The organism is Pseudomonas sp. 273 (assembly GCF_029201425.1).
In the GTDB taxonomy this organism is placed as follows: Bacteria; Pseudomonadota; Gammaproteobacteria; order Pseudomonadales; family Pseudomonadaceae; genus Pseudomonas; species Pseudomonas delhiensis.
Genome location: NZ_CP116775.1, coordinates 3613366 through 3638792 on the forward strand (window position 1 = coordinate 3613366; position 25427 = coordinate 3638792).

Annotated in this window: 9 protein-coding genes and 1 pseudogene; 9 read left to right on the forward strand and 1 reads right to left on the reverse strand. The window is 69.2% G+C overall.

From position 1 onward, the window contains the following. Nucleotides 1-230: 230 nt before the first annotated feature. From PKO50_RS16575 to PKO50_RS16615, 9 genes and pseudogenes are all read left to right on the forward strand, one after another. The gene (locus PKO50_RS16575; RefSeq protein ID WP_275630343.1) at nucleotides 231-11573 is read left to right on the forward strand and encodes a VCBS domain-containing protein; all 11343 of its coding nucleotides are present in this window, start codon (nucleotides 231-233) and stop codon (nucleotides 11571-11573) included. 44 nt (nucleotides 11574-11617) lie between these two features. After that, nucleotides 11618-13189, forward strand: a complete 1572-nt coding sequence (locus PKO50_RS16580; protein WP_109932246.1) for a TolC family protein — start codon at nucleotides 11618-11620, stop codon at nucleotides 13187-13189. After that, nucleotides 13173-13958, forward strand: coding sequence for an efflux RND transporter periplasmic adaptor subunit (locus PKO50_RS16585; protein WP_109932248.1), 786 nt, complete (start codon nucleotides 13173-13175; stop codon nucleotides 13956-13958). Before PKO50_RS16580 ends, PKO50_RS16585 begins: the two co-directional genes overlap by 17 nt. Nucleotides 13959-13964: 6 nt before the next feature. Beyond that, complete coding sequence (locus tag PKO50_RS16590; protein ID WP_109932250.1) at nucleotides 13965-15305, forward strand: HlyD family efflux transporter periplasmic adaptor subunit; 1341 nt, start codon at nucleotides 13965-13967, stop codon at nucleotides 15303-15305. Continuing rightward, on the forward strand, nucleotides 15305-17404 hold the full coding sequence (locus PKO50_RS16595) for an HlyD family efflux transporter periplasmic adaptor subunit (RefSeq protein WP_275630344.1): 2100 nt from the start codon (nucleotides 15305-15307) through the stop codon (nucleotides 17402-17404). Before PKO50_RS16590 ends, PKO50_RS16595 begins: the two co-directional genes overlap by 1 nt. 823 nt (nucleotides 17405-18227) lie before the next feature. Continuing rightward, entirely contained in the window at nucleotides 18228-18761 is a 534-nt protein-coding gene (locus PKO50_RS16600) for a cytochrome b (protein ID WP_275630345.1), read from the forward strand. A gap of 192 nt (nucleotides 18762-18953) precedes the next feature. Then, a pseudogene (locus PKO50_RS16605) lies at nucleotides 18954-19721 on the forward strand (SDR family oxidoreductase). Nucleotides 19722-19998: 277 nt separating this feature from the next. Then, nucleotides 19999-21816, forward strand: coding sequence for a DUF1302 domain-containing protein (locus PKO50_RS16610; protein ID WP_275630346.1), 1818 nt, complete (start codon nucleotides 19999-20001; stop codon nucleotides 21814-21816). Nucleotides 21817-21833: 17 nt separating this feature from the next. Beyond that, nucleotides 21834-23198: a DUF1329 domain-containing protein gene (locus tag PKO50_RS16615; RefSeq protein ID WP_109932430.1), complete on the forward strand. Its 1365-nt coding sequence runs from the start codon at nucleotides 21834-21836 to the stop codon at nucleotides 23196-23198. Between the two features lie 775 nt (nucleotides 23199-23973). On the opposite strand, the gene PKO50_RS16620 is transcribed toward PKO50_RS16615, so the two are convergent. Further along, nucleotides 23974-25401 carry a DUF1214 domain-containing protein gene (locus tag PKO50_RS16620; protein WP_275630347.1) on the reverse strand — a complete coding sequence of 476 codons (1428 nt, stop codon included), beginning with the start codon at nucleotides 25399-25401 and terminating at the stop codon, nucleotides 23974-23976. Nucleotides 25402-25427: the final 26 nt, after the last annotated feature.

Consider the following 25427-nt stretch of genomic DNA (forward strand, 5'->3'; position numbering starts at 1 on the left):
CAGGAAAGCCCGTCCTAGAGGCCGCGGAGCAACATGACCATTCGGTCATGAAATACTTCCGCAAGCACTCATTCATCTAATGCATATACCTCAGAAACTTCCTTAAGGAATTGATGTAACAAATCTGAGCAACTTCACGATTCCTGACTAGGCTAAGGGCCAGGAAATGCTCGCGTTAGAAGTCCGGGCGTTGTTTTCGATCGCTGACGATTTCCGATGTGGGTATTCGTATGGACATGCCGAAACCGAGCCGCCCGGCTGCCGCTTTCCGTCCCCGTGGCCAGGCCCTGGCGCTGGAGCCCAGGATCCTCTTCGATGGCGCCGCCGCATCCGCCGCCGACCAGCAACACCACGACACCGACCCGGCCGGCCAGGCCGACGCCAGCCACACGCCCAGCACCCCGGACGCCCAGGCCGCAGCAGCCAAGGCCCCGGGCCAGTCGCGCACCCTGGTGGTGCTGGACAGCCGGGTGGAGAACCGCGAACAGCTAACCGCCAACCTCGCCGCCAACGTCACCACCCTGGTGGTGGACGCCGGCCAGGACGCCCTGGCTGCCATCAGCGCCACCCTGGCGCAGCTGGGCAAGGTCGACTCGATCCAGATCTTCTCCCACGGCGCCTCCGGCCAGTTCACCCTGGGCAACCAGACCTTCACCGCGGCCAACCTCGACCAGTTCGGCAGCACCCTGAGCGGCTGGCGTGGCGAGCTGCAGGCCGGCGCGGACATCCAGCTCTATGGCTGCGCCGTGGGCGCGGGCTCCGCCGGCCAGGCCCTGGTCGACCGCCTGGCGCAATGGACCGGCGCCGACGTCGGCGCCTCCAGCAACGCCACCGGGGCGGGCTCGGCCGGCGGCGACTGGAACCTGGAGGTACGCCACGGCGACCTGGACAAGAGCATCGCCCTGTCCGCCAGCACCCTGGCCAGCTTCCAGGGCCTGCTGGCCGACGCCGCGCCGACGGTGAGCATCGGCATGCCCGACAGCGACGTGCTGATCGGCGACCAGTTCACCTTCACCGTCGACCTGAGCAACGCCTCCAGCCAGGTCGGCTATGCCCCCTACGTCGACCTGTTCCTGCCGGCCACCGGCAAGGACGGCGACGACGGCATCAGCTTCGTCAGCGCCACCTACCTGGGGCAGCCGGTGAAATCCTTTGTCGTCACCTTCGACGCCAACGGCAACGCCACCCACCCGCTGGCCAAGGGCGCGGATGGCAACCCGCTGGTGATCACCGCCGCCAGCGTCGGCATGCGTCCGGGCGACCAGATGGTGGTGCTGCAGGTGCCCTACGCCAGCGTGTCCCAGGACCAGCCGACCATCTCCCTGCAGATCACCGCGCGGCTGAGCAACCTGGCCGACACCAGCCTCACCGGCGGCAACCCGGACCTGACCATCAGCGCCCGCGGCGGCTTCGAGTACGGCAACGACTCGCTGAACAACCCCACGGTCGACCCCAGCCTGGTGGAGGCCACCCTGCACCCGCTGCTGGTCCACCCGACCCTGGTCGACCTCACCCAGAGCATCGACATGACCGAGGGCGAGACCGCCACCGGCCCCAACTTCACCCACAACCAGACGGTCACCGTCACCCCGGCCAGCGGCCAGACGCTGCACAACGTGGTCATTACCCAGAGCGTGCCGGGCGACGTCCAGGTCACCGCCATCACCCCCGGCGCCGGCGGCACCCTGACCTCCATCACCCTGCTCGACGGCACGGTGCTGACCAACCCGGCGGCGATCGCCGCGGCCATCGCCAGCGACAGCATCTTCATCACCTCCTACAGCATCACCTACGCGACCCTGAGCGCACCGACCACCTCCACCGTCACCTTCTACGTGCCGGAAGTGGGCGCCGACGGCAACGCCGTGCTCGACCCCGCCACCGGCAACCCGGTGACCATCGACTTCGGTGCCCCCAGCGCCAGCGGCAAGTGGACGCCGCTGGACCCGCGCGACCTGACGCCACCGGCCACCGACGTGGACTTCAGCGCCACCGGCGACGGCACCGGCGGCGAGTTCGTCGCCAAGGCCATCACCCTGCAGAAGCAGGCGGTGCTGCAGACCGACGTCGGCACCACCGGCCTGAGCCCGGGCGACACCCTGCGCTACGTGCTCAACGTGGCCCTGTCGGACTACTTCGCCTTCGGCGAGAACATCCTCCGCGAAGGCCAGTTCACCATCACCGACACCCTCGCCGACGGCCAGACGCTGACCGGCCCGCTGACCATGGCCGTCAGCCAGAACGGCGCCACCGGCACCATCAACCTGCTCTACACCGCCACCGCCAACGCCGACGGCACCACCACCATCGTCATCGACATCGGCGAGTCGTTGCGCCAGGCCTCGGAGCTGCTCGGCGCGCTGTTCGGCGACCTGGCCTTCGACGACGTGCAGACCGCCGCCACCACCGCGGTGATCAGCTACAACGTCTTCATCAACCAGGCCTACACCTCGACCTACCCGCAGAGCGAGATCAACGAAGGCGACAGCTTCGGCAACAACGCCACCGTCACCGCCACCGTGCTCGAGGACGTGGTCAACATCGGCGGCGACCAGAGCGACGGCTCCAGCACCAGCAGCACCATCGCCACCAGCCAGGTGGACATCGACATCGTCCAGGTCAACGGTGGCACCCCGCCGGCCTCCGGCGAACTGCGCCCGGGCGACCTGGTGACCTTCCAGCTGTCCTACGACCTGGTCACCGGCGACTACGAGAACTTCCAGCTCACCGCCTACCTGCCGCTGCCGCTGCTGGACGTGAGCAGCCTTGGCACCCTGGTCCAGGGCAATGGCGTCAACCAGTGGAACTTCGGCGCCGGCGACAGCGACCCGGGACGGGCGGTCACGGTGTCCGTCGGCCCCGGCAACTCCATCGTGTTCGACTTCGGCGACTACCAGATCAGCCAGATCGCCGGCGGCAAGATCGTCGTCACCTTCACCCTGCGCGTCGGCGACCAGCCCTTCGCCGACCAGCGCTCGCTGGACGTGCTGGCGCAGTCCAGCCAGACCACCACCATCGACCAGACCCCGCTGCTGTCCTCGGACGTCGAGGAAGTGGTATCCATCGCCGAGCCGGTGCTGGACATCAAGCACGGCGTGGTCTCCAGCAGCAACGGCACGGTCACCGGCACCAGCGGCACCTGGACCGCGCCGGGCACCGGCGGCAAGCCCTTCAGCGGCAACGTCACCGACCTTGCGGCGATCAACGGCGACGTCAGCGGCATCGACGCCGGCGACACCCTGCGCCTGGCCACCGCCATCGAGAACAGCGGCGGCGGCGGCGCCTTCGACGTGGTCACCAGCATCACCCTGCCGCCGGACCTGGCCTTCGTCGGCGGCAGCCTGGCCGCGGCCAACCTGCAGATCTACCGCGGCGACGGCACCCTGCTGCAGTTGAACGTGGACTACAGCGTCTCGGGCAACACCATCACCTTCCTCGACGCCGGGGCCGTGGCCACGCTGCTGCCCGGGCGGTCCGGCACCGCCGCCGACAACAGCGGGCAGAACATCGTCGTCATCACCTACGACGTCACCGTCAACACCTCGGTGGCCGCCAGCCGCACCCTGCAGAGCACGGCGAGCCTGTCCCATTACGCCAGCGTCGAGGGCGGCAGCGACTTCCTCCCCGGCGCCGACCTCACCGAGCTGGCCAACCAGCAGGTGGCCGCGCCGGTGATCAGCAAGGTCTTCGCCGGCGGCAGCCTGGACGACGGCGACTCCAGCGCCAGCCACACCACCGGCAGCAACCTGGTGGTCGGCGAGAGCATGCTCTACGACATCGTCGTGCGCCTGCCCGAGGGCAGCACCAGCAACCTCAGCATCGACGACCTGATCCCGCCGGGCATGCGCCTGGACACCAGCTTCAACGGCGGCCTGGGCTACCAGCTGATCCTCACCGCCGCGGGCAGCGGAGGCAGCCTGGCCCAGGACTTCGCCGGCAACGTGGTGATCAGCGGCATCGCCGGCGTCGGCGGCACCCTGGGCGCCGACGGCGTCGACGCGCGCTTCAGCTTCAGTGCCTTCGCCACCAGCGCGGACAACAACACCGGCAACAACACCTTCGTCATCCGCGTGCAGCTGGTGGCCAGCAACGTCATCGGCAACCAGGCCAACAAGTCGCTGCAGAACAGCGCCAACCTGCACTACCAGGACCCCGACGGCGACACGCCCAACGGCGCCACGCCGCTGGACCGCCAGGTCGACCTCAGCGGCGGCGCGCCGACCGTCACCCTGCGCGAGCCCACCCTGCAGGTCACCCAGACCGTCGACACCACGCCCGACTTCGGCGGCTTCGACGAAGGCGACGTGGTGGACTTCACCATCACCATTCGCAACGGCAGTGGCGCCAACGACTATGCCGCCTTCGACATCAGCCTGCTGGACACCCTGCCCAGCGAGCTGGACGGCGTGACCATCACCGGTGTCATCTACTCGGGCGCCACCAACAACGGCGGCGTCGACTTCGTCATCCAGGGTGGCCAGCTGGTCACCGCCAGCGGCGCCAACATCGACATTTCCAAGGGCGGCAGCATCGTCCTGCACCTGCGCGGCACGGTGAACGCCAGCGCCGCCGGCCAGGCGGTGTTCAGCAACGTCGCCCAGGTGCAGTGGACCAGCCTCGACGGCGCCAACGCCGGCGAACGCACCGGCGCCGACGGCGTGCTCGATGGCGGCACCCTGAACGACTACCGGCTGAACTCCATCCTGCCCTTCCCGGTCAGCAACGGCATCCGCATCTCCCACGTCGGCGGCATGCAGGACACCCCGCCGCCCACCAACGGCAGCGGCGCAACCGACACCTCCGGGATCACCGAGACGGTGGCCGTGGGCGAGGTGATCCGCTACCGCGTGGCGGTGCTGGTGCCCACCGGCGACAACCCCAACTACCAGATCCGCATCGAGCTGGCCGCCGGGCTGGAGTTCATCCCGGCCGACCTGAACAACATCCTCATCGCCCTGGTGTCGAGCAACCTCAACGGGCTGTCCAGCGACGCCACCCTGGTCACCGGCGGCAGCATCTGGATGCAGGGCAACCAGAACAGCGCCGTGGCCCAGCCGCTCAACGCCGACCTCAGCGGCGTGGTGCCCAGCGGCCTGTTCGACGGCAGCCGCGTGACCATCGTGACCAACCCCGACGGCAGCCAGACGGCGACCTTCAACCTGGGCAACCTGACCAACACCGAGACCAGCGACGCCGACATCGAAGGCGTGGTGCTGGAGTTCAACGTGCGCGTCACCAACGTGGCCAGCAACCAGAGCAGCGCCAGCCTCGGGGTGCAGGCCTTCGAGCACGTCGGCCTGCCCGGCGAGGACGTCGACCGCGGCAAGAGCGACATCCTCTTCGAGCGCGTGGTGGAGCCGGGCTTCACCGGCCTGGACAAGCAGGTCATCGACATCCTGCCGGGCGTCGGCACCACGACCACCACGGTCTCGGTGAGCTTCACCCAGAACGGCGAGATACCGGCCTACAACGTGCACCTGCAGGACCAGTTCCCCAACGGCAGCAACTACCAGGTGCAGAGCATCCTGATCAACGGCGCGGCGCTGAACCTGGCCAGCCTGCCGGCGGGGGTCAGCGTCAGCGCCAACGGCGCCATCGCCATCGACTTCGACCGCCTGGCGGTGGGCGACAAGGTGCAGGTGATCTACACCGTCACCGTGCCCAACACCGTGGTCCCGGACAACGCGGCCAGCGCCGCGGTGCTGACCTGGACCAGCCTGCCGACCGCCTTCGAGACCGGCGGCTGGGGTGGCTCGCTGCCCGGCACCGGCGGCAGCGCCGACGGCGAACGCACCGGCCAGGACGGCACGGCCGGGCTGAACAACTACGTGCTCAGCGAAGGCGCCGGCCTGGGCCTGGTGCAGGGCACCCTGTGGGACGACACCCCGTCGGCGGACAACAGCACCACGCCCGACGGCACCGGCTTCGCCGGGCTGACCGTGCAGCTGACCTGGGCCGGCGCCGACGGTATCTTCGGCAATGGCGACGACCGCGTGTTCAGCACCCTCACCGACGCCAACGGCCACTACGAGTTCGCCCTGCTGCCGGCCGGCAACTACCTGATCGTGGTGCCGCAGAACTTCCAGCTCAGCGCCACCAACCGCTTCCACGTGCGCATCGATACCGACACCGGCACCAGCGCCAGCGGCCTGGGCAGCGTCAACGTTGCCCTGGGCGAAGGCGCCAGCGGCACCGCCGACGCCGGCTACGTGCACATCAACGAGGCACCGATCAATACCCTCGCCGGGCAGCACGGCCAGGAAGACACGGTGCTGCACCTGGGCGGCCTGGCCGTGGCCGACTCCGACGCCGGCAGCGGCATCCTCAGCATCACCCTCACGGTGCAGCACGGCGTGCTCTGGCAGAGCGCCACGACGCCGGCGCCGAACGCCACGCCGCCCGGCGGCGCCAGCAACACCCTGGTGCTCACCGGCACCCTGCAGCAGCTGAACGTGCTGCTGTCGCAGGTCTATTACAAGGGCAACCAGGACTTCAACACCTTCCGCGACGGCGAGACCCTGACCATGGAAACCCATGACCAGGGCAACTTCGGCGACGCCGACAACGATGGCATTCCCGGGCAGCCGGGGGACGACCTGGTCGACATCGACACGGTGCAGATCATCGTCGACCCGGTCAACGACGCGCCTGTCGCCAACCCCGACACGGCCGACGCCATCGAGGCCGGCGGCACCAACAACGGCACCCCCGGCAGCAACCCCAGCGGCAACGTGCTGACCAACGACACCGACGTCGACATCGCCACCAACAACGACGTGCTGCGGGTGATCAGCGCCGGGCCCCAGGGCGGCAACCAGCAGAGCGTGCCGGCCAACGCCTTCACCCTGGTCGGCGGCACCTACGGGACGCTGGTCATTTCCGCCGCCGGCGGCACCACCTACATCGTCGACAACAACAACCCGGCAGTGCAGGCACTCAGGCTGTCCGGGCAGACGCTGACGGAAACCTTCACCTACACCATCAGCGACATCGCCGGCGCCACGGCCACCTCGACCATCACCATCACCATCCACGGCGCCAACGACACCCCGGTGGGCGTCAACGACGACGCCACCGCGGTGGAGGCCGGCGGGGTGGACAACGGCAGCGGGGGCGTGAACCCCAGCGGCAACGTGCTGACCAACGACACCGACGTCGACAGCCCGGCCAACGGCGAGACCAAGGCCGTCACCGGCATCCGCAACCTGCGCGAGTCGGCCTCCGGCGGCATCACCGACGTCGTCGACGGCACCCCGACGGTCATCGCCGGTACCTACGGCACCCTGACCATCAACGCCGACGGCAGCTACACCTACGTGGTGGACAACGGCAACACCGCGGTGCAGCGGCTGGTGCCAGGCGACCAGCTGTTCGAATACTTCACCTACCGCGTCACCGACGCCGGCGGCCTGAGCGACCTGGCCGAGCTGCGCATCACCCTCAACGGCGACTACGACAACCCGGTGGCCAGCGACGACCAGGCCTCGGCCCAGGCCGCCGCCACCAACGACCCCACGCTGGAAAGCAACCCCAGCGGCAACGTCATCCTCTTCCCCAGCCGCCCGGGACCGGCCACCCAGCCCGGCGGCAACGGCGTGGACAGCGACGTCGACCGCGTCGACCGGCCCAACACCAACCTGCACGTCACCGGCATCAGCTCGGCCACCGAGCTGTCCAACCCCGGCATGACACTGGTGGCCGCGGACAGCACCTCCACCAGCAACGGCACCGTGATCCAGGCCACCTACGCCGAGCAGAACGGCGCCCAGGTCACCGACCCGGACTCCTTCGGCGCCCTCACCATAGGCGCCGACGGCTCCTTCACCTTCGACGTCAACAGCGACAACATCACCATCCGAAACCTGCCCGCCGGGCAGACCATCCAGGTCATCTACACCTACGAGATCACCGACACCGAGGGCCTCACCGACCGCGCCCAGCTGGTCATCACCATCCGCGGGGTGAACGACCCGCCGGTGGCCCAGGTGGTGGTGGCCACCGCCGTGGAAAAAGGCGGGGTGAACAACACCTCCCCCGGCAGCGACCCCAGCGGCGACATCACCCTCAACGCCACCGACCCGGATGGCGACCCGATCAGCGTGGCCACGGTGAACGGCACCCCGCTGTCGAGCACCGGCCCCACCATCATCGACGGCACCTACGGCACCCTGACCATCAACGTCGATGGCACCTACAGCTACGCCCTGAACAACGCCAACCCCGACGTCGAGGCGCTGCGGCTGGACACCGACCGCCTGTTCGAGGGCTTCACCTACACCCTCACCGACGGCGAGGGCGGCTTCTCCGAGCCGTCCTTCCTGCTGATCGTCATCCACGGCCAGAACGACAACCCCGTGGCCCGCGACGACAGCGCCGCCGCGGTGGAGGCCGGCGGCATCAACAACAACCAGCCGGGCGTCGACCCCACCGGCAACGTGCTGCTCACCGACCCGGCCGGGCCGGGCAACGACAGCGACGTCGACTCCCCGGCCAACGGCGAGACCACCAGCGTCAGCGCCGTGCGCACCGGCGCCGAGTCCGGCAGCGGCAGCGCCGGCAGCCTGGGCGTGGAGCTGCGCGGCCAGTACGGCTGGCTGACGCTCAACGCCGACGGCAGCTACCGCTACCGCCTGGACAACAGCGACCCAAGGGTGCAGGCCCTGCGCAGCAGCGCCGACCAGTTGGTCGACACCTTCACCTACACGGTGATCGACACCGCCCAGGCCACCGACCAGGCCACCCTCACCATCACCATCAGCGGCGCCAACGACACCCCGGTGGCGCAGAACGACAGCGCCACCGCCATCGAGGCCGGCGGCCTGAACAACGGCACGCCCGGCAGCAACCCCAGCGGCAACGTGCTGGGCAACGACAGCGACGTGGACGCCGGCGACGTGCTCAGCGTGGCCGGCTTCCGCCAGGGCGTCAGCATCGGCACCGTGGGCAGCGCCTTCGCCGCCACCTACGGCACCCTGACGCTCAACGCCGACGGCAGCTTCAGCTACGTGCTGAACAACGCCGACCCGCGGGTGCAGGCCCTGCGCACCGCCGGCGACACCCTGCAGGAAGTCTTCACCTACACCCTGCGCGACCTGGCCGGCGCCACCACCACCGCCACCCTGACCATCACCATCCAGGGTCGCGACGACAACCCCCTGGCGCTGGACGACAGCGCCGAGGCCGTCGAGGCCGGCGGGGTGAACAACGGCACCCCGGGCAGCAACCCCAGCGGCAACGTGCTGACCAACGACACCGACGTGGACGCCGGCGACAGCAAGACGGTCGACGGCATCCGCACCGGCACCGAGGCCGCCAACGGCACCTTCACCGCGGTCAACGGCAGCCAGGTGATCGCCGGCCAGTACGGCGTGCTGACCCTCGGCGCCAACGGCGCCTTCAGCTACGTGCTGAACAACCAGGACGCCCGGGTACAGGCGCTCAAGGCCGGCGAGACGCTGGTGGAAACCTTCAGCTACCGCATGCACGACACCGCCGGGGCCACCGACATCGCCCAGCTCACCCTCACCATCCGCGGCGCCTACGACACCCCGGTGGCCAACGACGACCTGGACCTCGCCCTGGCCGCCAAGCCGGACATCAGCGACGGCTTCGACCCCAGCGGCAACGTGCTGGACAACGACACCGACGTGGACGCCGGCGACAGCAAGAACGTCAGCGGCATCCGCAGCGGCCAGGAAAGCGCCGGCGGCACCCTGCAGGCGGTGAGCGCCGGCACCAGCAACGCCAACGGCACCATCGTCAACGGCCTCTACGGGCAACTGATCATCGGCGCCGACGGCACCTACACCTACCACGTCGACAACAGCAACCCGGCCGTGCAAGAGCTGGGCCTGCTGGAAACCCTCAGCGACTACTTCACCTACGAAGTGCGCGACGGCGGCGGCCTGGTGGACCTGGCGCAACTGCACATCGTGGTGTTCGGCCTCAACTCGCCACCGGTGGCCAACCCCGACAGCGGCGACGCCACCGAGGCCGGCGGCCTGAACAACAACGTCCCCGGCGTGGACCCCGGCGGCAACGTGCTGAGCAACGACACCGACCTGGAGAACGACCCGCTGACCGTCACCGAGGTACGCACCGGCACCGACACCGGCACCCCGCCCGACGGCGTGGTGGGCGTGCCGCTACAGGGCCGCTACGGCACCCTCACGCTCAACGCCGACGGCAGCTGGAGCTACCGGGTGGACAACGCCAACCCCGAGGTGCAGGCCCTGCGCATCGCCGGCCAGACATTGTCCGACGTGTTCACCTACACCATCGCCGACCGCTGGTTCACCACCAGCAGCACCCAGCTGGTGATCGTCATCCACGGCGCCAACGACACCCCCATCGCCCGGGACGACAGCGCCATCGCCGTGGAGGCCGGCGGGGTGAACAACGGCACCCCGGGGGTGAACCCCACCGGCAACGTGCTGGACAACGACCAGGACGTCGACGGCGTGGCCAACGGCGAGACGCGCCAGGTACTCACGGTGAGCAGCGAAACCGGCGCCGCGGCGAATGCCGGCAGCGTGCTGCAGGGCCGCTACGGCACCCTGCTGCTCAACACCGACGGCAGCTACCGCTACGAGGTGAACAACGCCGACCCCGTGGTGCAGGCCCTGCGCACCGCAGGCCAGACGCTGCGCGAGGTCTTCACCTACCGCATGCGCGACACTGCCGGCGCCACTTCCGATGCGCGCCTGACCGTGGTCATCCAGGGCGCCGACGACAACCCGGTGGCGCGCGACGACGGCAACGTCGCCAGCGACCAGGTGGTGGCGCCCCAGGCCAGCGGCAACGTGCTGCCCAACGACAGCGACGTGGACGGCGGCGACGCCCTCACCGTGGTCGGCGTGCGCGCCGGCGCGGAAAACGGCAGCGGCAGCGCCGGCGCCATCGGCCAGGTACTCGCCGGGCGCTACGGCTTCCTCACCCTCAATGCCGACGGCAGCTACACCTACAGCATCGACATGACCAACCCCGAGGTGCTCGCCGCCGCCGGCCTGGGCCAGGTGCTGCAGGACATCTTCACCTACACCGTCGCCGACCTCACCGGCGCCACCGACCAGGCCCAGCTGGTCCTCACCCTGGACATCGCCTCGCCGTACATCCAGCCACCGGCCGGCCCCTACTTCGGCGGGCGCTCCGGCGACCGCGCGCCGCCGCCCGTCAACCTCGACCTGCAGCCGGCGATCTTCGTGCTGCCGGAGGTCGAGCGCATCGAGCAGCGCCTCATGCAATCCATGTGGCACGTGGATGGCAACCGCGCCGACCTCTTCCTCACACCCGAGGTCGAGTCGCAGTCGGTCGGCGCGGGCCTTGGCCTGGTGCCCGGCCAGTACGTGGCCCAGGCAGTAGCCGAAAGCCGCAAGGCCAGCGAGCAGGAAATGGCCTGGATACTCGGCCGCCACGGCCGGGCCAACCTCAGCGCCGACGGCCTGCTCAGCGAGCCTTCGCTGTGGGCGCCGCGCGCCAGCGACCTGGTGCCGGCCGAGAAGCCCGCGCAGACCGCCCGCGGCTTCCGCGAGCAGCTACGCCAGGCCGCGCAACGCCGGGGCAGCGCCAACTGAATCAGGACCGACAGAGAAAACCACGCATGGATCAAGGAACGCTTATGCCGGGACATCGCCTCAAGGCCTTGAGTGCCATCATCGCCGTCAGCACTGCGCTCGCCGCCTGCTCCTCGCTGATGGAGTCCAAACCCTACGACGAACAGGAAATGCGCCAGCGCGTCATCGACGACCAGGCGCGCATGTACCGCGAGCAGGAAGCGGTGACCGCCCCCATCACCTTCTACGAGGCCGCCGCGCGGGCCCTGAAATACAACCTCGACTACCGCCTGAAGCTGCTGGAAAGCGCCCTGGCCGCCGACCTGCGCGACGTCACCGCCCACGAGATGCTGCCGCGCCTGGTGGCCTCTGCCGGCTACGCCGGGCGCAACAACGACTCCGGCGGCACCTCCATCGGCATCCAGGACCGCCAGGTCTCCCTGCGCCCGTCCACCTCCGAGGAGCGCTACCGCGACATCGACAGCCTGGGCCTGTCCTGGAGCCTGCTGGACTTCGGCGTGGCCTACTACCGCACCCAGCAGAAGGCCGACCAGATCCTCATGGCCGAGGAACGCCGCGAGCGCGTCGCCCAGAACGTCCTGCAGGACGTGCGCAACGCCTACTGGCGGGCCCTGGGCGCCCAGCGCCTGCTGCCGGAGGTGGACAACCTCTTGATGCGCACCCACCGCGCCCTGACCGCCGCCCGCGAGGCCGAGAACCAGGGCCTGCTGCCGCGCCAGGACATCCTCGCCTACCAGCGCGCCCTGCTCGACTCGGTGTACATGCTCACCGTGCGCCGCCAGGACCTGGAGTTCGCCCGCGCCGAGCTGGCCGCGCTGATGTCGCTGCCGCCGAACTCGAAGATGGTCCTGGCCGACACCCGCGAGCAGCCGCTGCCCATGGTCACCGGCAACGTCGAGAAGCTGGAGCAGCTGTCGCTGCAGCACCGCCCGGAGATCATGGAGGAGTGGTACCGCAAGCGCGTCGACGAGAACGACCTGAAGATCGCCAAGGCCCAGCTGTGGCCCAACGTCAGCGTCAACTACGGCTACCAGTACGACTCCAACAAGTACCTGTACAACAACCACTGGAACGAGACCGGCGTGCAGGTCTCCATCAACCTGCTGCGCCTGCTGCAGTACCCGGCGCTGAAGACCGCCCAGCAAACCCAGGCCAAGACCGACGACATGCGCCGCACCGCGCTGTCCATGGCCATCCTCACCCAGGTCCGCGTCGGCCTGTTGCGCTACCAGCTGGCGCGCCAGGAGGTGGAGTTCGCCGACGACAGCCTGCGCGTCGACAAGAGCCTGCTGGACTACGCCCAGAAGGCCCGCAGCGCCGCCCTGGGCACGGAGCTCGAGCTGATCCGCGCCGAGGGCCGCTACCTGCTCTCGCGCTACCAGCGCGAGGCCGCCTACTCCGACGCCCAGGCCGCCTGGGGCCGGCTGTACAACTCGGTGGGCTTCTCGGTGCTGCCGGACAAGGTGGAGAACCACGACGTGAAGACCCTGGCCCGGGAAATCCAGCGCACCCTGGAGCAGGAGACCGGCAGCAACCTGCTGACCGCCAGCAACGGCACGGGCAACAGCACCCTCTCCAGCAGCAACGAAGGAAGCGCCAATGCCGCACAGCCGTAAGCCGTACCTGTCGTTCCTGCCCTGCCTGTTCCTCGCCCTGCTGCCGTCGGCGTTCGCCGCCGACGGCGACCCCGCCCTCCCGCCGCCGGCCGCCGGCGACGAACCCAACGCCATCCGCGTGCTGCTGGTGTCGGACCTGGAGACCACCCTGTCCAGCCAGATGAACGGCACCCTCGGCGAGCTCAAGGCCAGCCTTGGCCAGAAGGTCGCCAAGCAGGCCCTGCTGGCCCAGCTCGAATGCGTAGAGGTGCAGGCCCGCGCCAAGGTCGCCAGCGCCGAGCTGGGCATGGCCCGGCAGAACCTGGCGGCCAAGCGCAACCTGCAGAAGCTCGACGCCGCCGGCGAACTGGAAGTGGCCATGGCCACCACCGAGGTGAGCAAGGCCGAGGGCGCCCTCACCCTGGCCCGCGCCCAGGCCGGCTACTGCCAGATCCAGGCGCCCTTCGCCGGGCGCGTGGCCAAGGTCTACGTCAAGCCGTACCAGACCGTGCAGGCCGGCGCGCCGCTGTTCGACCTGGTCAGCGACGGCGCCCTCAAGGTGCGCCTGAACGTGCCCTCTACCCTGCTGCCGCGGCTGAAGCCGGGCATGCCCGTGGAGGTGGAGATCCACGAGACCGGCAAGCGCTACCCGGCCAAGGTCAGCGCCATCAACGCGCGGGTCGACGCCGTGGCCCAGACCGTCGAGCTGGAGGCGCGCCTGGATGCGGCCTATCCTGAACTGATCGCGGGGATGAGCGGTACCGCGCGCTTCCCCGATGCGCAAGAGTGAGCGGCCATGAGCGAGATGTTCCCGCCACCCCAGCTGCTGCTGAGCCTGGCCAACCTGCGCGACCGCGCCCTGGCCGCGGAGTCGCTGAACGCCCTGGCCTTCTCCATGGCCAACGACCTCTACGCCCTGCTGCGCTTCCACCAGGCGCTGGTGCTGGCCCAGCACGGCCAGCAGCTGGAGCTGCTGTGCATCTCGGGCCTGGCGCGGCCCACCGAGGACTCGCCCTACCTGGTCTGGCTGCGCCGCGCCGGGCGCTGGCTGAGCGGCCAGGTGCAGGACGCCGCGCCGCGCTGGCTGCCCCGCGAGGCCCTGGAGGTGCCCGAGGACATCGCCGAAGGCTGGGCCGAATGGTGGCCCGGCGGGCTCTGGGTCATCCCCCTGCATGACCGCCACGGCCAGCGCCTGGGGCTGCTGGTGTTCCTCCTCGACGAAGCCCCGGCGCCCTCGGTGGAGAGCCTGCTGCAGGGCGTCTTCCAGACCTGGGCGCACTGCTGGGCCGCCTTCGGCAAGCCGCGCTCGCTGCGTTTCTGGCGCCCCGGCAAGCGCCAGCTGCTGCTCGCCGCGGTGGTGCTGGCGGTGATGCTGCTGGTGCCGGTGCGGCAGACCGCGCTGGCCCCGGCCGAAGTGGTGTCGCGCAATGCCCAGGTGATCAGCTCGCCGATCGACGGGGTGATCGCCCGCATGCTGGTGCGGCCGAACCAGAGCGTCACGGTCGGCACCCCGCTGTTCGCCCTCGACGAGACCACCCTGCGCAGCCGCGCCGAAGTGCTGGCCAAGGAAGTCGCGGTGGCCGACGCCGAACTGCTGGCCGCCAGCCAGCGGGCCTTCGACAACCCGCAGAGCAAGGGCGAGCTGGCGGTGCTCAACGGCACCGCGCGGCAGCGCCGCGCCGAGCTGGCCGCGGTGCAGGCGCAACTGGCGCGCACCACGGTGCTCTCGCCGCGCGCGGGGGTGGCGGTGTACAGCGACCCCAACGACTGGCTGGGCAAGCCGGTGGTCACCGGCGAGCGCATCCTCCAGGTCGCCGACCCCAGCCAGCCGGGCATGCGCATCCAGCTGCCGGTGGCCGACGCCATCGCCCTGGACAGCGGCGCGCCGGTCACCCTGTTCCTCACCGCCTACCCGCTGTCGCCGCTGCACGGCGAAATCCTCGAGACCAGCTACGAGGCGCGCCCCGGCGAGGACGGCGTGGCCTCCTACCGCCTGCTGGCCAGCGTCGAGGGCGCCCCGCAGCACGCCCGCCTGGGCCTGCACGGCACCGCCAAGCTCTATGGCGAGCGCGTGCCGCTGGGCTACTACCTGCTGCGCCGGCCCCTGGCCGCCGCCCGCGCCTGGACGGGCTGGTGATGGACGCCGCCCTCGAGGACCTGCCCACGCCGCCGCTGCGCGACGACCTCGACATCGCCGAGGCCGGCACCAACAGCGACGGCGAACCGGCCTGGGTGATCCACGACAACGTCACCAACCGCTTCTTCCGCATCGGCTGGCTGGAGTTCGAATGCCTGCTGCGCTGGGAGCAGACGCCGCGGCGCATCGCCGAGGAGATCGCCGAGCAGACCGCGCTCAAGCCCGACGCCGAGCAGGTCCTGGGCTTTCGCGCGTTCCTCGAGCGCCACCAGCTGGTGCGCCCCGGCGCCCAGGCCCTGGAGCGCCTGCGCGAGGCCAGCGAGGGCAACCAGTGGTTGACCTGGAAGTGGTGGCTGCACCACTACCTGTTCTTCCGCATCCCGCTGCTGCACCCGCAGCGCCACCTGCGGCGCCTGGCCGGCGCCCTGGGCTGGCTGTTCCATCCCTTCACCGGCGTGCTGGTGGTGGGCCTGGGCCTGCTCGGCATCGTCCTGGTGGCGCACCAGTGGGACAGCTTCCGCCACGACGTGGTGGAATCCTTCTCCACCGAGGGCCTGCTCAGCTTCGCCCTGGCCCTGGTGGTGGCCAAGACCCTCCACGAGCTGGGCCACGCCCTGGTGGCCACGCGCCTGGGGCTGAAGGTGGCGCACATGGGCATCGCCTTCGTGGTGATGTGGCCGATGCTCTACACCGACACCGGCGAAAGCTGGAAGCTGCGCAGCTCGCGGCAGCGCCTGGCCATCGCCAGCGCCGGCATCCTCACCGAACTGGGCCTGGCCGGGCTCGCCACCCTGGGCTGGGCGCTGAGCGACCCGGGCCCGCTGCGCAACGCCCTGTTGTACCTGGCCACCACCAGCTGGGCACTGTCCCTGGCGCTGAACGCCAGCCCCTTCATGCGCTTCGACGGCTACTTCATCCTCTCCGACCTGCTCGACTTCCCCAACCTGCACGAGCGCGCCACGGCCCTGGCCAAGGTCACCCTGCGGCGCAACCTGCTGGGGCTCGAGGAGGCCTGGCCGGAAGCCTTCCCGGCGCGCCAGCGGCGCCTGCTGGTGGCCTTCGCCATGGTCACCTGGGTGTACCGCCTGGTGCTGTTCCTCGGCATCGCGGTGACCGTCTACCTGTTCTTCTTCAAACTGCTCGGGATCTTTCTGTTCGCCGTGGAAATCTCCTGGTTCATCGTGCAGCCGATCTGGCGCGAACTGAAACACTGGTGGCAGCACCGCGGCGAAGTGCGCCGCGGCCGCCGCCATCTCTTCCTGGTTCTGCTGGCGGCCATCCTGCTGCTGGTGGCCATCCCCTGGCGCAGCCAGATCCACGCCGTGGGCCTGGCCCGCGCCGAGCACCAGGTGCGCCTCTACGCGCCCTTCCCGGCGCTGCTGCAGGAAGTGCGCAAGGCCGGCCAGGTGCAGGCCGGGCAGACCCTGGTGGTGCTCGACCAGCCGGACATCACCCTGCGCCTGGCCGGCAACGAGGCCAGCATGCAGGGCTACCGCGCCCGCCTGGCCGGCCTGCTGGCCGACCCCGCGGGCCTGGCCGAGGAAGCCGCCACCCGCCAGCGCTACGGCGTGCAGTTCCAGGAAGCCCGCGCCGCCCGCTCGGAAATCGCCCGGCTGAACCTGCAGGCGCCCTTCGCCGGCCAGTGGCTGGACCTCAACCCGGACTGGCATAGCGGCCAGTGGATCGGCACCCGCGAGCCCCTGGGCGTGCTCATCGACCCACGCAGCTGGCAGGTGGACGCCTACGTCGGCCCCGACGAGATCCAGCGCCTGGGCGAAGGCAGCCCGGTGCGCTTCTACCCCGAAGGCGTGCCCCGGGCGATCCCCGGCAAGGTCCTGCAGATAGGCACCACGCGCATCGGCCAACTCGGCCAGCCGGCCCTGGCCTCCCGCCACGGCGGCCCCCTGGCGGTGCAGCCCCACGGCGACCAGCTGGTGCCCAGCAGCCCGCTGTTCCACGTGCTGGTGCAGCTCGACGAAGCCCCGCCGAACCTCCACGAGACCCGCGGCCACCTGCAGATCGAAGGCCAGCGCCGCAGCCTGCTGGCCGACGGCCTGATGCACCTGGCGGCGGTCTTCATGCGCGAAAGCGGGTTCTGAGCCGCTTTCGCTTCTCGCAGGAGCGAGGGGGACACTGTGCTCCTATCTCCCCATCGTCATTCCCGCGAACACGGGAAACCAGTGGATTGGGGATTGGTGTAGCGCGCCGCTCCGAGTGCGTTGATATCTCTCGTTTCGCCCCCTCGGGCGAGTCACTTCTTTCAAACGCCAAAGAAGTAACCAAGGAGGCTTGCCCCGCATACGGGCCCGATGGAGCCGGGCTACCCTCACGAATTCCCCCGCCACGGAGGCCCGCCCCGACAGCACGTCCCTGTGCTGATCGGGGCTCTCGCGACATCCATGTCGCATGACCTCCTGAGCGCCGGTTTCGCTCGGCCTTCTGAAGGGGCGCTCCGGTGCGCGCGGAGGTTTCTCTGGAAACCCGTAGGGCGCATAACGCCTACGGCGTTATCCGCCATCGTCGTCGGGCATCGGTGTTTGGGCTAACGGCGGATAACCGCGAACGGTTATTCGCCCTACGGACTTGCCGGCTGACGCTGCGTTATCCGTGCACGCCGAACGGCCCCCTCTCCCTTCAGGGAGAGGGTTGGGGAGAGGGTGACGGACTTCGCCCACGCACCTCTGCCAACCCTGACGCCGCACCCCCTCCCTAACCCTCTCCCACTTGCGGGGGAGGGTTAGGGAGAGGGGCTCTTGAACCCGACGCCCACGGCCGCCGACGGCCCCCTCCACAACATATTGCAACGCCTTCGCTTCGGCGGCGGCCACCCCCTTCGGTTACCCTCCTCCATTCCCACGACGAAAAAGGATGCCGCTCGCCACCTTCCGCGAGCAGGACAACGCACGTGATGAGGAAAGCCCCGTGACCCAAGCCCGCTACACCCCCGCCCAGATCACCCTGCACTGGCTCAGCGCCCTGCTGGTGCTGGCCATCATCGCCCTGCCCTACGGCAAGGACCTGTTCGCCGGCCTGCTCGGCGGCGCCGGCGGGGTGTTCACCCTGCACAAGTCCCTGGGCCTTTCGGTCCTGCTGCTGACCGTCGCGCGGCTGCTGGTGCGTGCCCGCCATGGCGCGCCACAGCTGCTGCCGGCCAGCGAGCGGCTCAACCTGCTGGCCGCCAAGGCCGGCCATGCCCTGCTCTATGCGCTGCTGATCCTGATGCCGCTCAGCGGCCTGCTGTTCGGCAAGCGCCCGGTGAGCCTGTTCTGGCTGGTGGAAATCCCGCCGCTGCCGCTTGCCGATGCCGTGCGCGAGGCGGCCAAGGCCTTCCATGTCACCGCCCAGTACCTGCTCTTCGCCCTGATCCTCGGCCATGCCGCCGCGGCCATCTGGCACCACCACGTGCGCCGCGACGACGTGCTGCGCGCCATGCTGCCGGCCCGCGAGCAGGCCTGAGGCACCACCCGGGGCCGGCTCGCCACGCGCCGCCCCCATCATCCCATTCATCATCCTGATCGCACTTCCGGGCGATATCGCCCCGCCACCCCGCTGCCTATCCTCGCCTGGCCGGCCCCGCCCCTCGACGTGCCCCCTGACCCGACCTGGGGCGGTGGCCGGCACCTCCCGACAGCATTCCCGGAGCAGCCCATGTCCACACCCGCCCCCTTCGACCTCAGCGGCAAGGTCGCCTTCGTCTCCGGCGCCAGCCGCGGCATCGGCGAGGCCATCGCCCACCTGCTGGCCCGCCAGGGCGCCCAGGTCATCGTCTCCAGCCGCAGGCTGGAGGGCTGCCAGGCGGTGGCCGAGGCCATCCAGGCCGCCGGCGGCAAGGCCTCTGCCGTGGCCTGCCACATCGGCGAGCCGGAGCAGGTCCGGGCCACCTTCGACTGGATCCGCGAGCGTTTCGGGCGCCTCGACATCCTGGTCAACAACGCCGCCACCAACCCGCAGTACGGCAACGTGCTGGACACCGACGTCGCCGCCTTCCAGAAGACCGTGGACGTCAACATCCGCGGCTAATTCTACATGTCGGTGGAAGCCGGCAGGCTGATGCAGGAACAGGGAGGCGGCAGCATCGTCAACGTCGCCTCGGTGAACGGCGTCAGCCCCGGCGAGCTGCAGGGCATCTACTCGGTGACCAAGGCCGCGGTGATCAGCATGACCAAGGTCTTCGCCCGCGAGTGCGCGCCCTTTGGCGTGCGCTGCAACGCGCTGCTGCCAGGGCCCACCGACACCAGGTTCGCCGCCGCCCTGGTGCAGAACCCGGCGGTGCTCGACGGCATCCTGCAGCGGGTACCGCTCAAGCGCGTGGCCAACCCCGAGGAGATGGCCGGCGCCGTGCTCTACCTGGCCAGCGACGCCTCCAGCTACACCACCGGCATCAGCCTGGCGGTGGACGGCGGCTATCTCATCTGATCCGCGCGCCCGCGGCGCCCTCCTGACCTCCGAACGCACCGGGCACTGGCCCGGTGCGCGCGTTGCCATGGGTGAATTCCTTCGGACAATTCTCACGTCTGACCGGGCCAGTGAATGAAGGACCATTCATCGCATTGCTGAACCCCGCTGAAACCCGCGCCACAGCACGACTCATACCTTCTTCCGACACGCCACTCGTACTTTCGCGCGCTTATCCGCGCCCGGCGCTCCACATAGGTTGTGCCTGCAGTCTTCCAACCGAGCACCGGAGCGCTACATGAAAACAATAACAAGACCTGGCTTCTTCCAACCGCAGCTGCTGGCCCTGGCGGTGGCCCTGGGCGTCGCGGCCCCGGCCAAGGCCGTCAACTTCAGCATCGGCGAGATCGAGGGGCAGTTCGACTCCTCCCTGTCGATCGGCGCCAGCTGGAGTACCCAGAGCCCCCACCAGGACTTCATCGGCTACAACAACGGCGGCAACACCGCCACCCACACCACCGACGACGGCCGCCTGAACTTCAAGAAGGGCGAGACCTTCTCCAAGCTGTTCAAGGGCATCCACGACCTGGAGCTGAAGTACGGCGACACCGGCCTGTTCGTCCGCGGCAAGTACTGGTACGACTTCGAACTCAAGGACGAGAGCCGGCCGTTCAAGGACATCAGCGACGAGGGCCGCGACAAGGGTGCCCGCTCCTCCGGCGCACAGCTGCTCGATGCCTTCGTCTACCACAACTACGACATTTCCAACCTGCCGGGCAGCGTGCGCCTGGGCAAGCAGGTGGTGAGCTGGGGCGAGAGCACCTTCATCCCCAACAGCATCAACAGCATCAACCCCATCGACGTTTCCGCCATCCGCCGCCCCGGCGCCGAGATCAAGGAAGCGCTGCTGCCGGTGAACATGTTCTACCTGTCGCAGAGCATCACCGACAGTTTCTCCGCCGAAGGCTTCTACCAACTGGGCTGGGACAAGACGGTGCTGGACAACTGCGGCACCTTCTTCGGCGGCGACGTGGTACCCCACGGCTGCAACCTGAACAACGCCAACAACGCCGCGCCCGGCTTCGGCGCGCTGATGGCGCGGTTCGAGCCGATCGCCGCGGCCAACGGCCAGGGCTTCATCGCCAACGACGAAGGGGTGATCCTGCCCCGCGGCGGCGACCGCGACCCGCGCGACAGCGGCCAGTGGGGCCTGGCCCTGCGCTTCATGACCGACGACGTGGAGTACGGCGCCTATGCGATGAACTACCACAGCCGCAACCCCTACTACAGCAGCCAGACCGCCGGCGCCGACACCCTGGCCTCGCTGGGGCGCATCCTGGCCGCCACCGGCGCTGCCTGCGGCGGCCGCCCGGGCTGCTCCTCGGTGGTCCAGAGCATGGCCCTGAGCACCGTGCTGGGCAACAGCAACTACTTCATCGAGTACCCCGAGGACATCCGCCTCTACGGCCTGAGCTTCGCCACCACGCTGCCCACCGGCACCGCCTGGCAGGGCGAGGTCAGCTACCGGCCGAACATGCCGCTGCAGATCAACACCCCGGACATCTCCCTGGCGGTGCTCAACCCCATCGCGCCGACCACCTCGCCGACCATGCCCACCGCCCCCGGTGCCGACAACCATGGTTACGAGCGCAAGCCGATGACCCAGTTGCAGACCACCTTCACCCACTTCTTCGAACAGGTGATGGGCGCCGACCGCCTGACCCTGGTGGGCGAACTGGGCCTGACCCACCTGAGCGACCTGGAACCCACCAGTTCCATGCGCTACGGCCGCACCCCCGAGTACGGCCAGTGGGCGCCGGGCAACACCCACGGCTTCTACACCAACACCTCCTGGGGCTACCGCACCCGCGCCATCCTCGACTACGGCAACGCCATCGCCGGCATCAACCTCAAGCCGAACATCGCCTGGTCCCACGACGTGGAAGGCTACGGCCCGACCTTCAACGAAGGCGCCAAGGCCATCAGCCTGGGACTGGATGCCGACTACCGCAGCACCTACACCGCCAGCCTGTCGTACACCAACTTCTTCGGTGGCGACTACAACACCCTGATCGATCGCGATTTCCTCGCGTTCAGCGTCGGCGTGAACTTCTAATCCGCGAGGACTCAACGATGAACAAAGCACTACGAGTGATCGGCGTCTTCACCCTGTCCCTGCTGGCCGGCAGCGTACTGGCCGCGGTCTCCCCGGACGAGGCCGCCAAGCTGGGCGCCAGCCTCACCCCGCTGGGCGCCGAGAAGGCCGGCAACGCCGACGGCAGCATCCCCGCCTGGACCGGCGGCCTGGCCCAGAACGCCGCCCCGGTGGACGCCAAGGGCTTCCCCGGCAACCCCTTCGCCGGCGAGAAGCCGCTGTTCACCATCACCGCGCAGAACCTCGAGCAGTACAAGGCGAAGCTGTCCGAGGGCCAGCTGGCGCTGTTCAAGCGCTACCCGGACTACAAGATGAACGTCTACCCGAGCCACCGCACCACCGTGGTCCCGGAGTTCATCAACCAGGCCGCCAAAACCAGCGCCCTGAAGACCAGCCTGGTGGAAGGCGGCAACGGCCTGCAGGGCTTCGCCGACAGCCGCTGGGTGGCCTTCCCGATCCCGAAGGACGGCCTGGAGGTGGTGTGGAACCACATCACCCGCTTCCGCGGCGTGAACATCCTGCGCTCCTCGGTCACCGCGGCGCCGCAGACCAACGGCGCCTTCACCGCCATCCGCTACGAGGAGGACCTGGCGGTGCCCAAGGGCATGGCCGACCTGGACGCCAAGGACGCGGAAAACCTCCTGTACTACTACAAGTCGCGCGTCACCGAGCCGGCACGCCTGGCCGGCAACGTGCTGCTGGTGCACGACTCCCTGGACCAGGTGAAGGAACCGCGCATGGCCTGGCAGTACAACGCCGGCCAGCGCCGCGTGCGCCGCGCCCCGCAGGTGGCCTATGACAGCCCGACCACGGAAGTCGACGGCCTGCGCACCTCCGACGGCCTGGACATGTACAACGGCGCGCCCAACCGCTACGACTGGAAGCTGGTGGGCAAGAAGGAAATCTACATCCCCTACAACAACTACGAGCTGGCCTCGCCGAAGCACAAGTACGAGGACCTCCTCAAGGCCGGCCACGTCAACCAGGACCTGGCGCGCTACGAGCTGCACCGCGTCTGGGTGGTGGAAGCGAGCCTGAAGCCGGGCGAGCGGCACATCTACGCCAAGCGCCGCTTCTACGTCGACGAGGACTCCTGGAGCATCGCCCTGTCCGACCAGTACGACGGCCGCGGCCAGCTGTGGCGCGTGGGCGAGGCCATGCTGACCCAGGACTACAGGCAGCAGGTGCCCTGGTATGCCCTGGAAAGCCTGTACGACCTGATCTCCGGCCGTTACGCGGTCAGCGGCATGATGAACGAGGAGAAGAGCTGGATCCGCTTCGGCGAACCCTCCTCCGCCGCCAAATTCACCCCCGCGGCCTTGCGCAGCGACGGGGTGCGCTGAGCAGCAGCACCTGTGGTTTTGGGCGACCTTCGGGTCGCCATTTTTTTGCGCGCCCCGCGCGAACGGTTATCCGCCCTACGAGTTTGCCGGCTGACGCTGCGTTATCCGACAGCTCGGGACAGCCCCCTCTCCCTTCAGGGAGAGGGCTGGGGAGAGGGGACGGACTTCGCCCAGGCACCTCTGCCAAACCTTGACTCCGTACCCCCTCCCTAACCCTCCCCCGCAAGCGGGAGAGGGGACCGTTCGGCGCGATGCGAAACCGCGAAGCTCCCGGGCTCCCCGTAGGGCGCATAACGCCTACGGCGTTATCCGCCGTTTGCGTCGTGTATCGGCGCATCGGCCAACGGCGGATAACCGCGAACGGTTATCCGCCCTACGAGTTTGCCGGCTGACGCTGCGCTATCCGCTTGCTCGGGACAGCCCCCTCTCCCTTCAGGGAGAGGGTTGGGGAGAGGGTGACGGACTTCGCCCACGCACCTCTGCCAAACCCTGACTCCGCACCCCCTCCCTAACCCTCCCCCGCAAGCGGGAGAGGGGACCGTTCGGTGTGGTGCGGACCCACGAAGCTCGGGCTCCCCGTAGGGCGCATAACGCCTACGGCGTTATCCGCCAAATCGCGGACAGAGTCCGCCCCTACGGTTCCGGGAAGCACCGACGTAGGAGCGGACTCCGTCCGCGATTGGCATCCGCCACGCCGGACGCTCCGGTGGCACGACCAGCGGCGGATAACCGCGAACGGTTATCCGCCCTACCCAATCGTCTGGTCCCTGCTCCGCTACTGGACGCGGCTCACCTGCGGCAGCGCGTAGCGGCCGTCGAGGATCGCGGCGTCCGGCTGGTACAGGCGCAGCAGCAGGTAGAAAGCGCCCTTGGGCGCCGGCAGCCAGTTGGCCTTGTCTTCGCTCCTGGGCTGGTCGTGCTGGATCGGGATGCTGATGGAACCATCCGCCGCCACCTGCAGGCCGGGGGTGTCCGAGCCGATCTTGTAGCGGCCGATGGGGTTGTCCACCAGCATCTTGTCGCCGGCGTTGTAGAGCGTCAGCGACCAGAAGGCCCCGACCGGCGGCGCCTTGGCGAAGGTCAGGCGGTACGGGTGCTGGCCGTCGAGCGGCCTGCCGCGGTCGTCCGTGAAGCGGATCGGGTAGACCGCCTCCTCCGCCAGGTTGCCACCCAGGTAGGCGCCGGCCATGACCGAGCGCCCGGGGTAGTCGTAGCCGAACTCGTTGACCATGGCCACGTTCCAGCCGTTGCGCAGCACGGTGGAGGTCATGGTGGCCTTGCCGGCCACCAGCGGGCCGTCCGCCAGGGCGCGCTTGAGCCCGCGCAGTTGCTCGGCGGTGAGTCTGGAACGGTCGAAGCCGTGTTCCGCGCTCAGCCCGATGCGCTGCAGTTGCCCCGCCAGCGCCGCGTCCACGGTCTTGATGCGGTTGTGCTGCATGGCGTACCCCAGGTGCGTGAAGAAGCCCAGGTCGTCGCCCTCGATCGACGGCAACGGCGGCAGCTCTTCCTTCGGCGCCTGGTAGCCGGCCTTGCCCAGCTGGCTCAGCGGGCGCAGGTCGAACCCTTCCTGCAGCGCCAGTACCGGCGCCAGGTCCTCGCCCTGGCGGATGTGCAGGCGCCCCCACAGCCAGAGCTTGTCGGTGCTCACCGGCAGGGCCTTGACGCCCTCGGGCAGGGTCCCCTGCCAGCCCGGCGGTACCAGGGCGAAGCGCCCCGCGCCGGTGCCGGTGGCGCGGCGGCCGATGTAGTGCTCCAGGTCGTGGTACATGTCGAAGACGTTGATCACGTAGTAGCGGTCGGCGGTGTCCGGCACGCTCAGCACGTAGGGCTCGTCCAGCCTGACCACCGCGCTCATGTACAGGGTGTCGTTGTTGGCCGTGGGCATGTCCTTGTCCGCCGGGGTGGACAGCGCCGTGGCCCAGCCGATGCGGTTCAGCGGCGCGCGGTAGCTGGTCGGCGGCTTGTTCGCCGGTACGTCGATGTACTCACGCAGGATCCGCTCCAGGCGCACCAGCGGGTAGCCCCAGGTGTAGGCCATCACCCCCAGGGTGTAGGCGTCGATCTCCTGAGCCTGGGCGACCTTCTGCGGCGTCATCACCAGGCTGACCTGCGGGTCGGCATAGCTCGGCGCGGCCAGGCAGTGGCCGGCGGCCAGGGCGACGGCCACGCTCAGCGCGGACAACATCGTGCGTGTGGCTTTCATCATGAACTCCTTGCTCTGGATTGGAA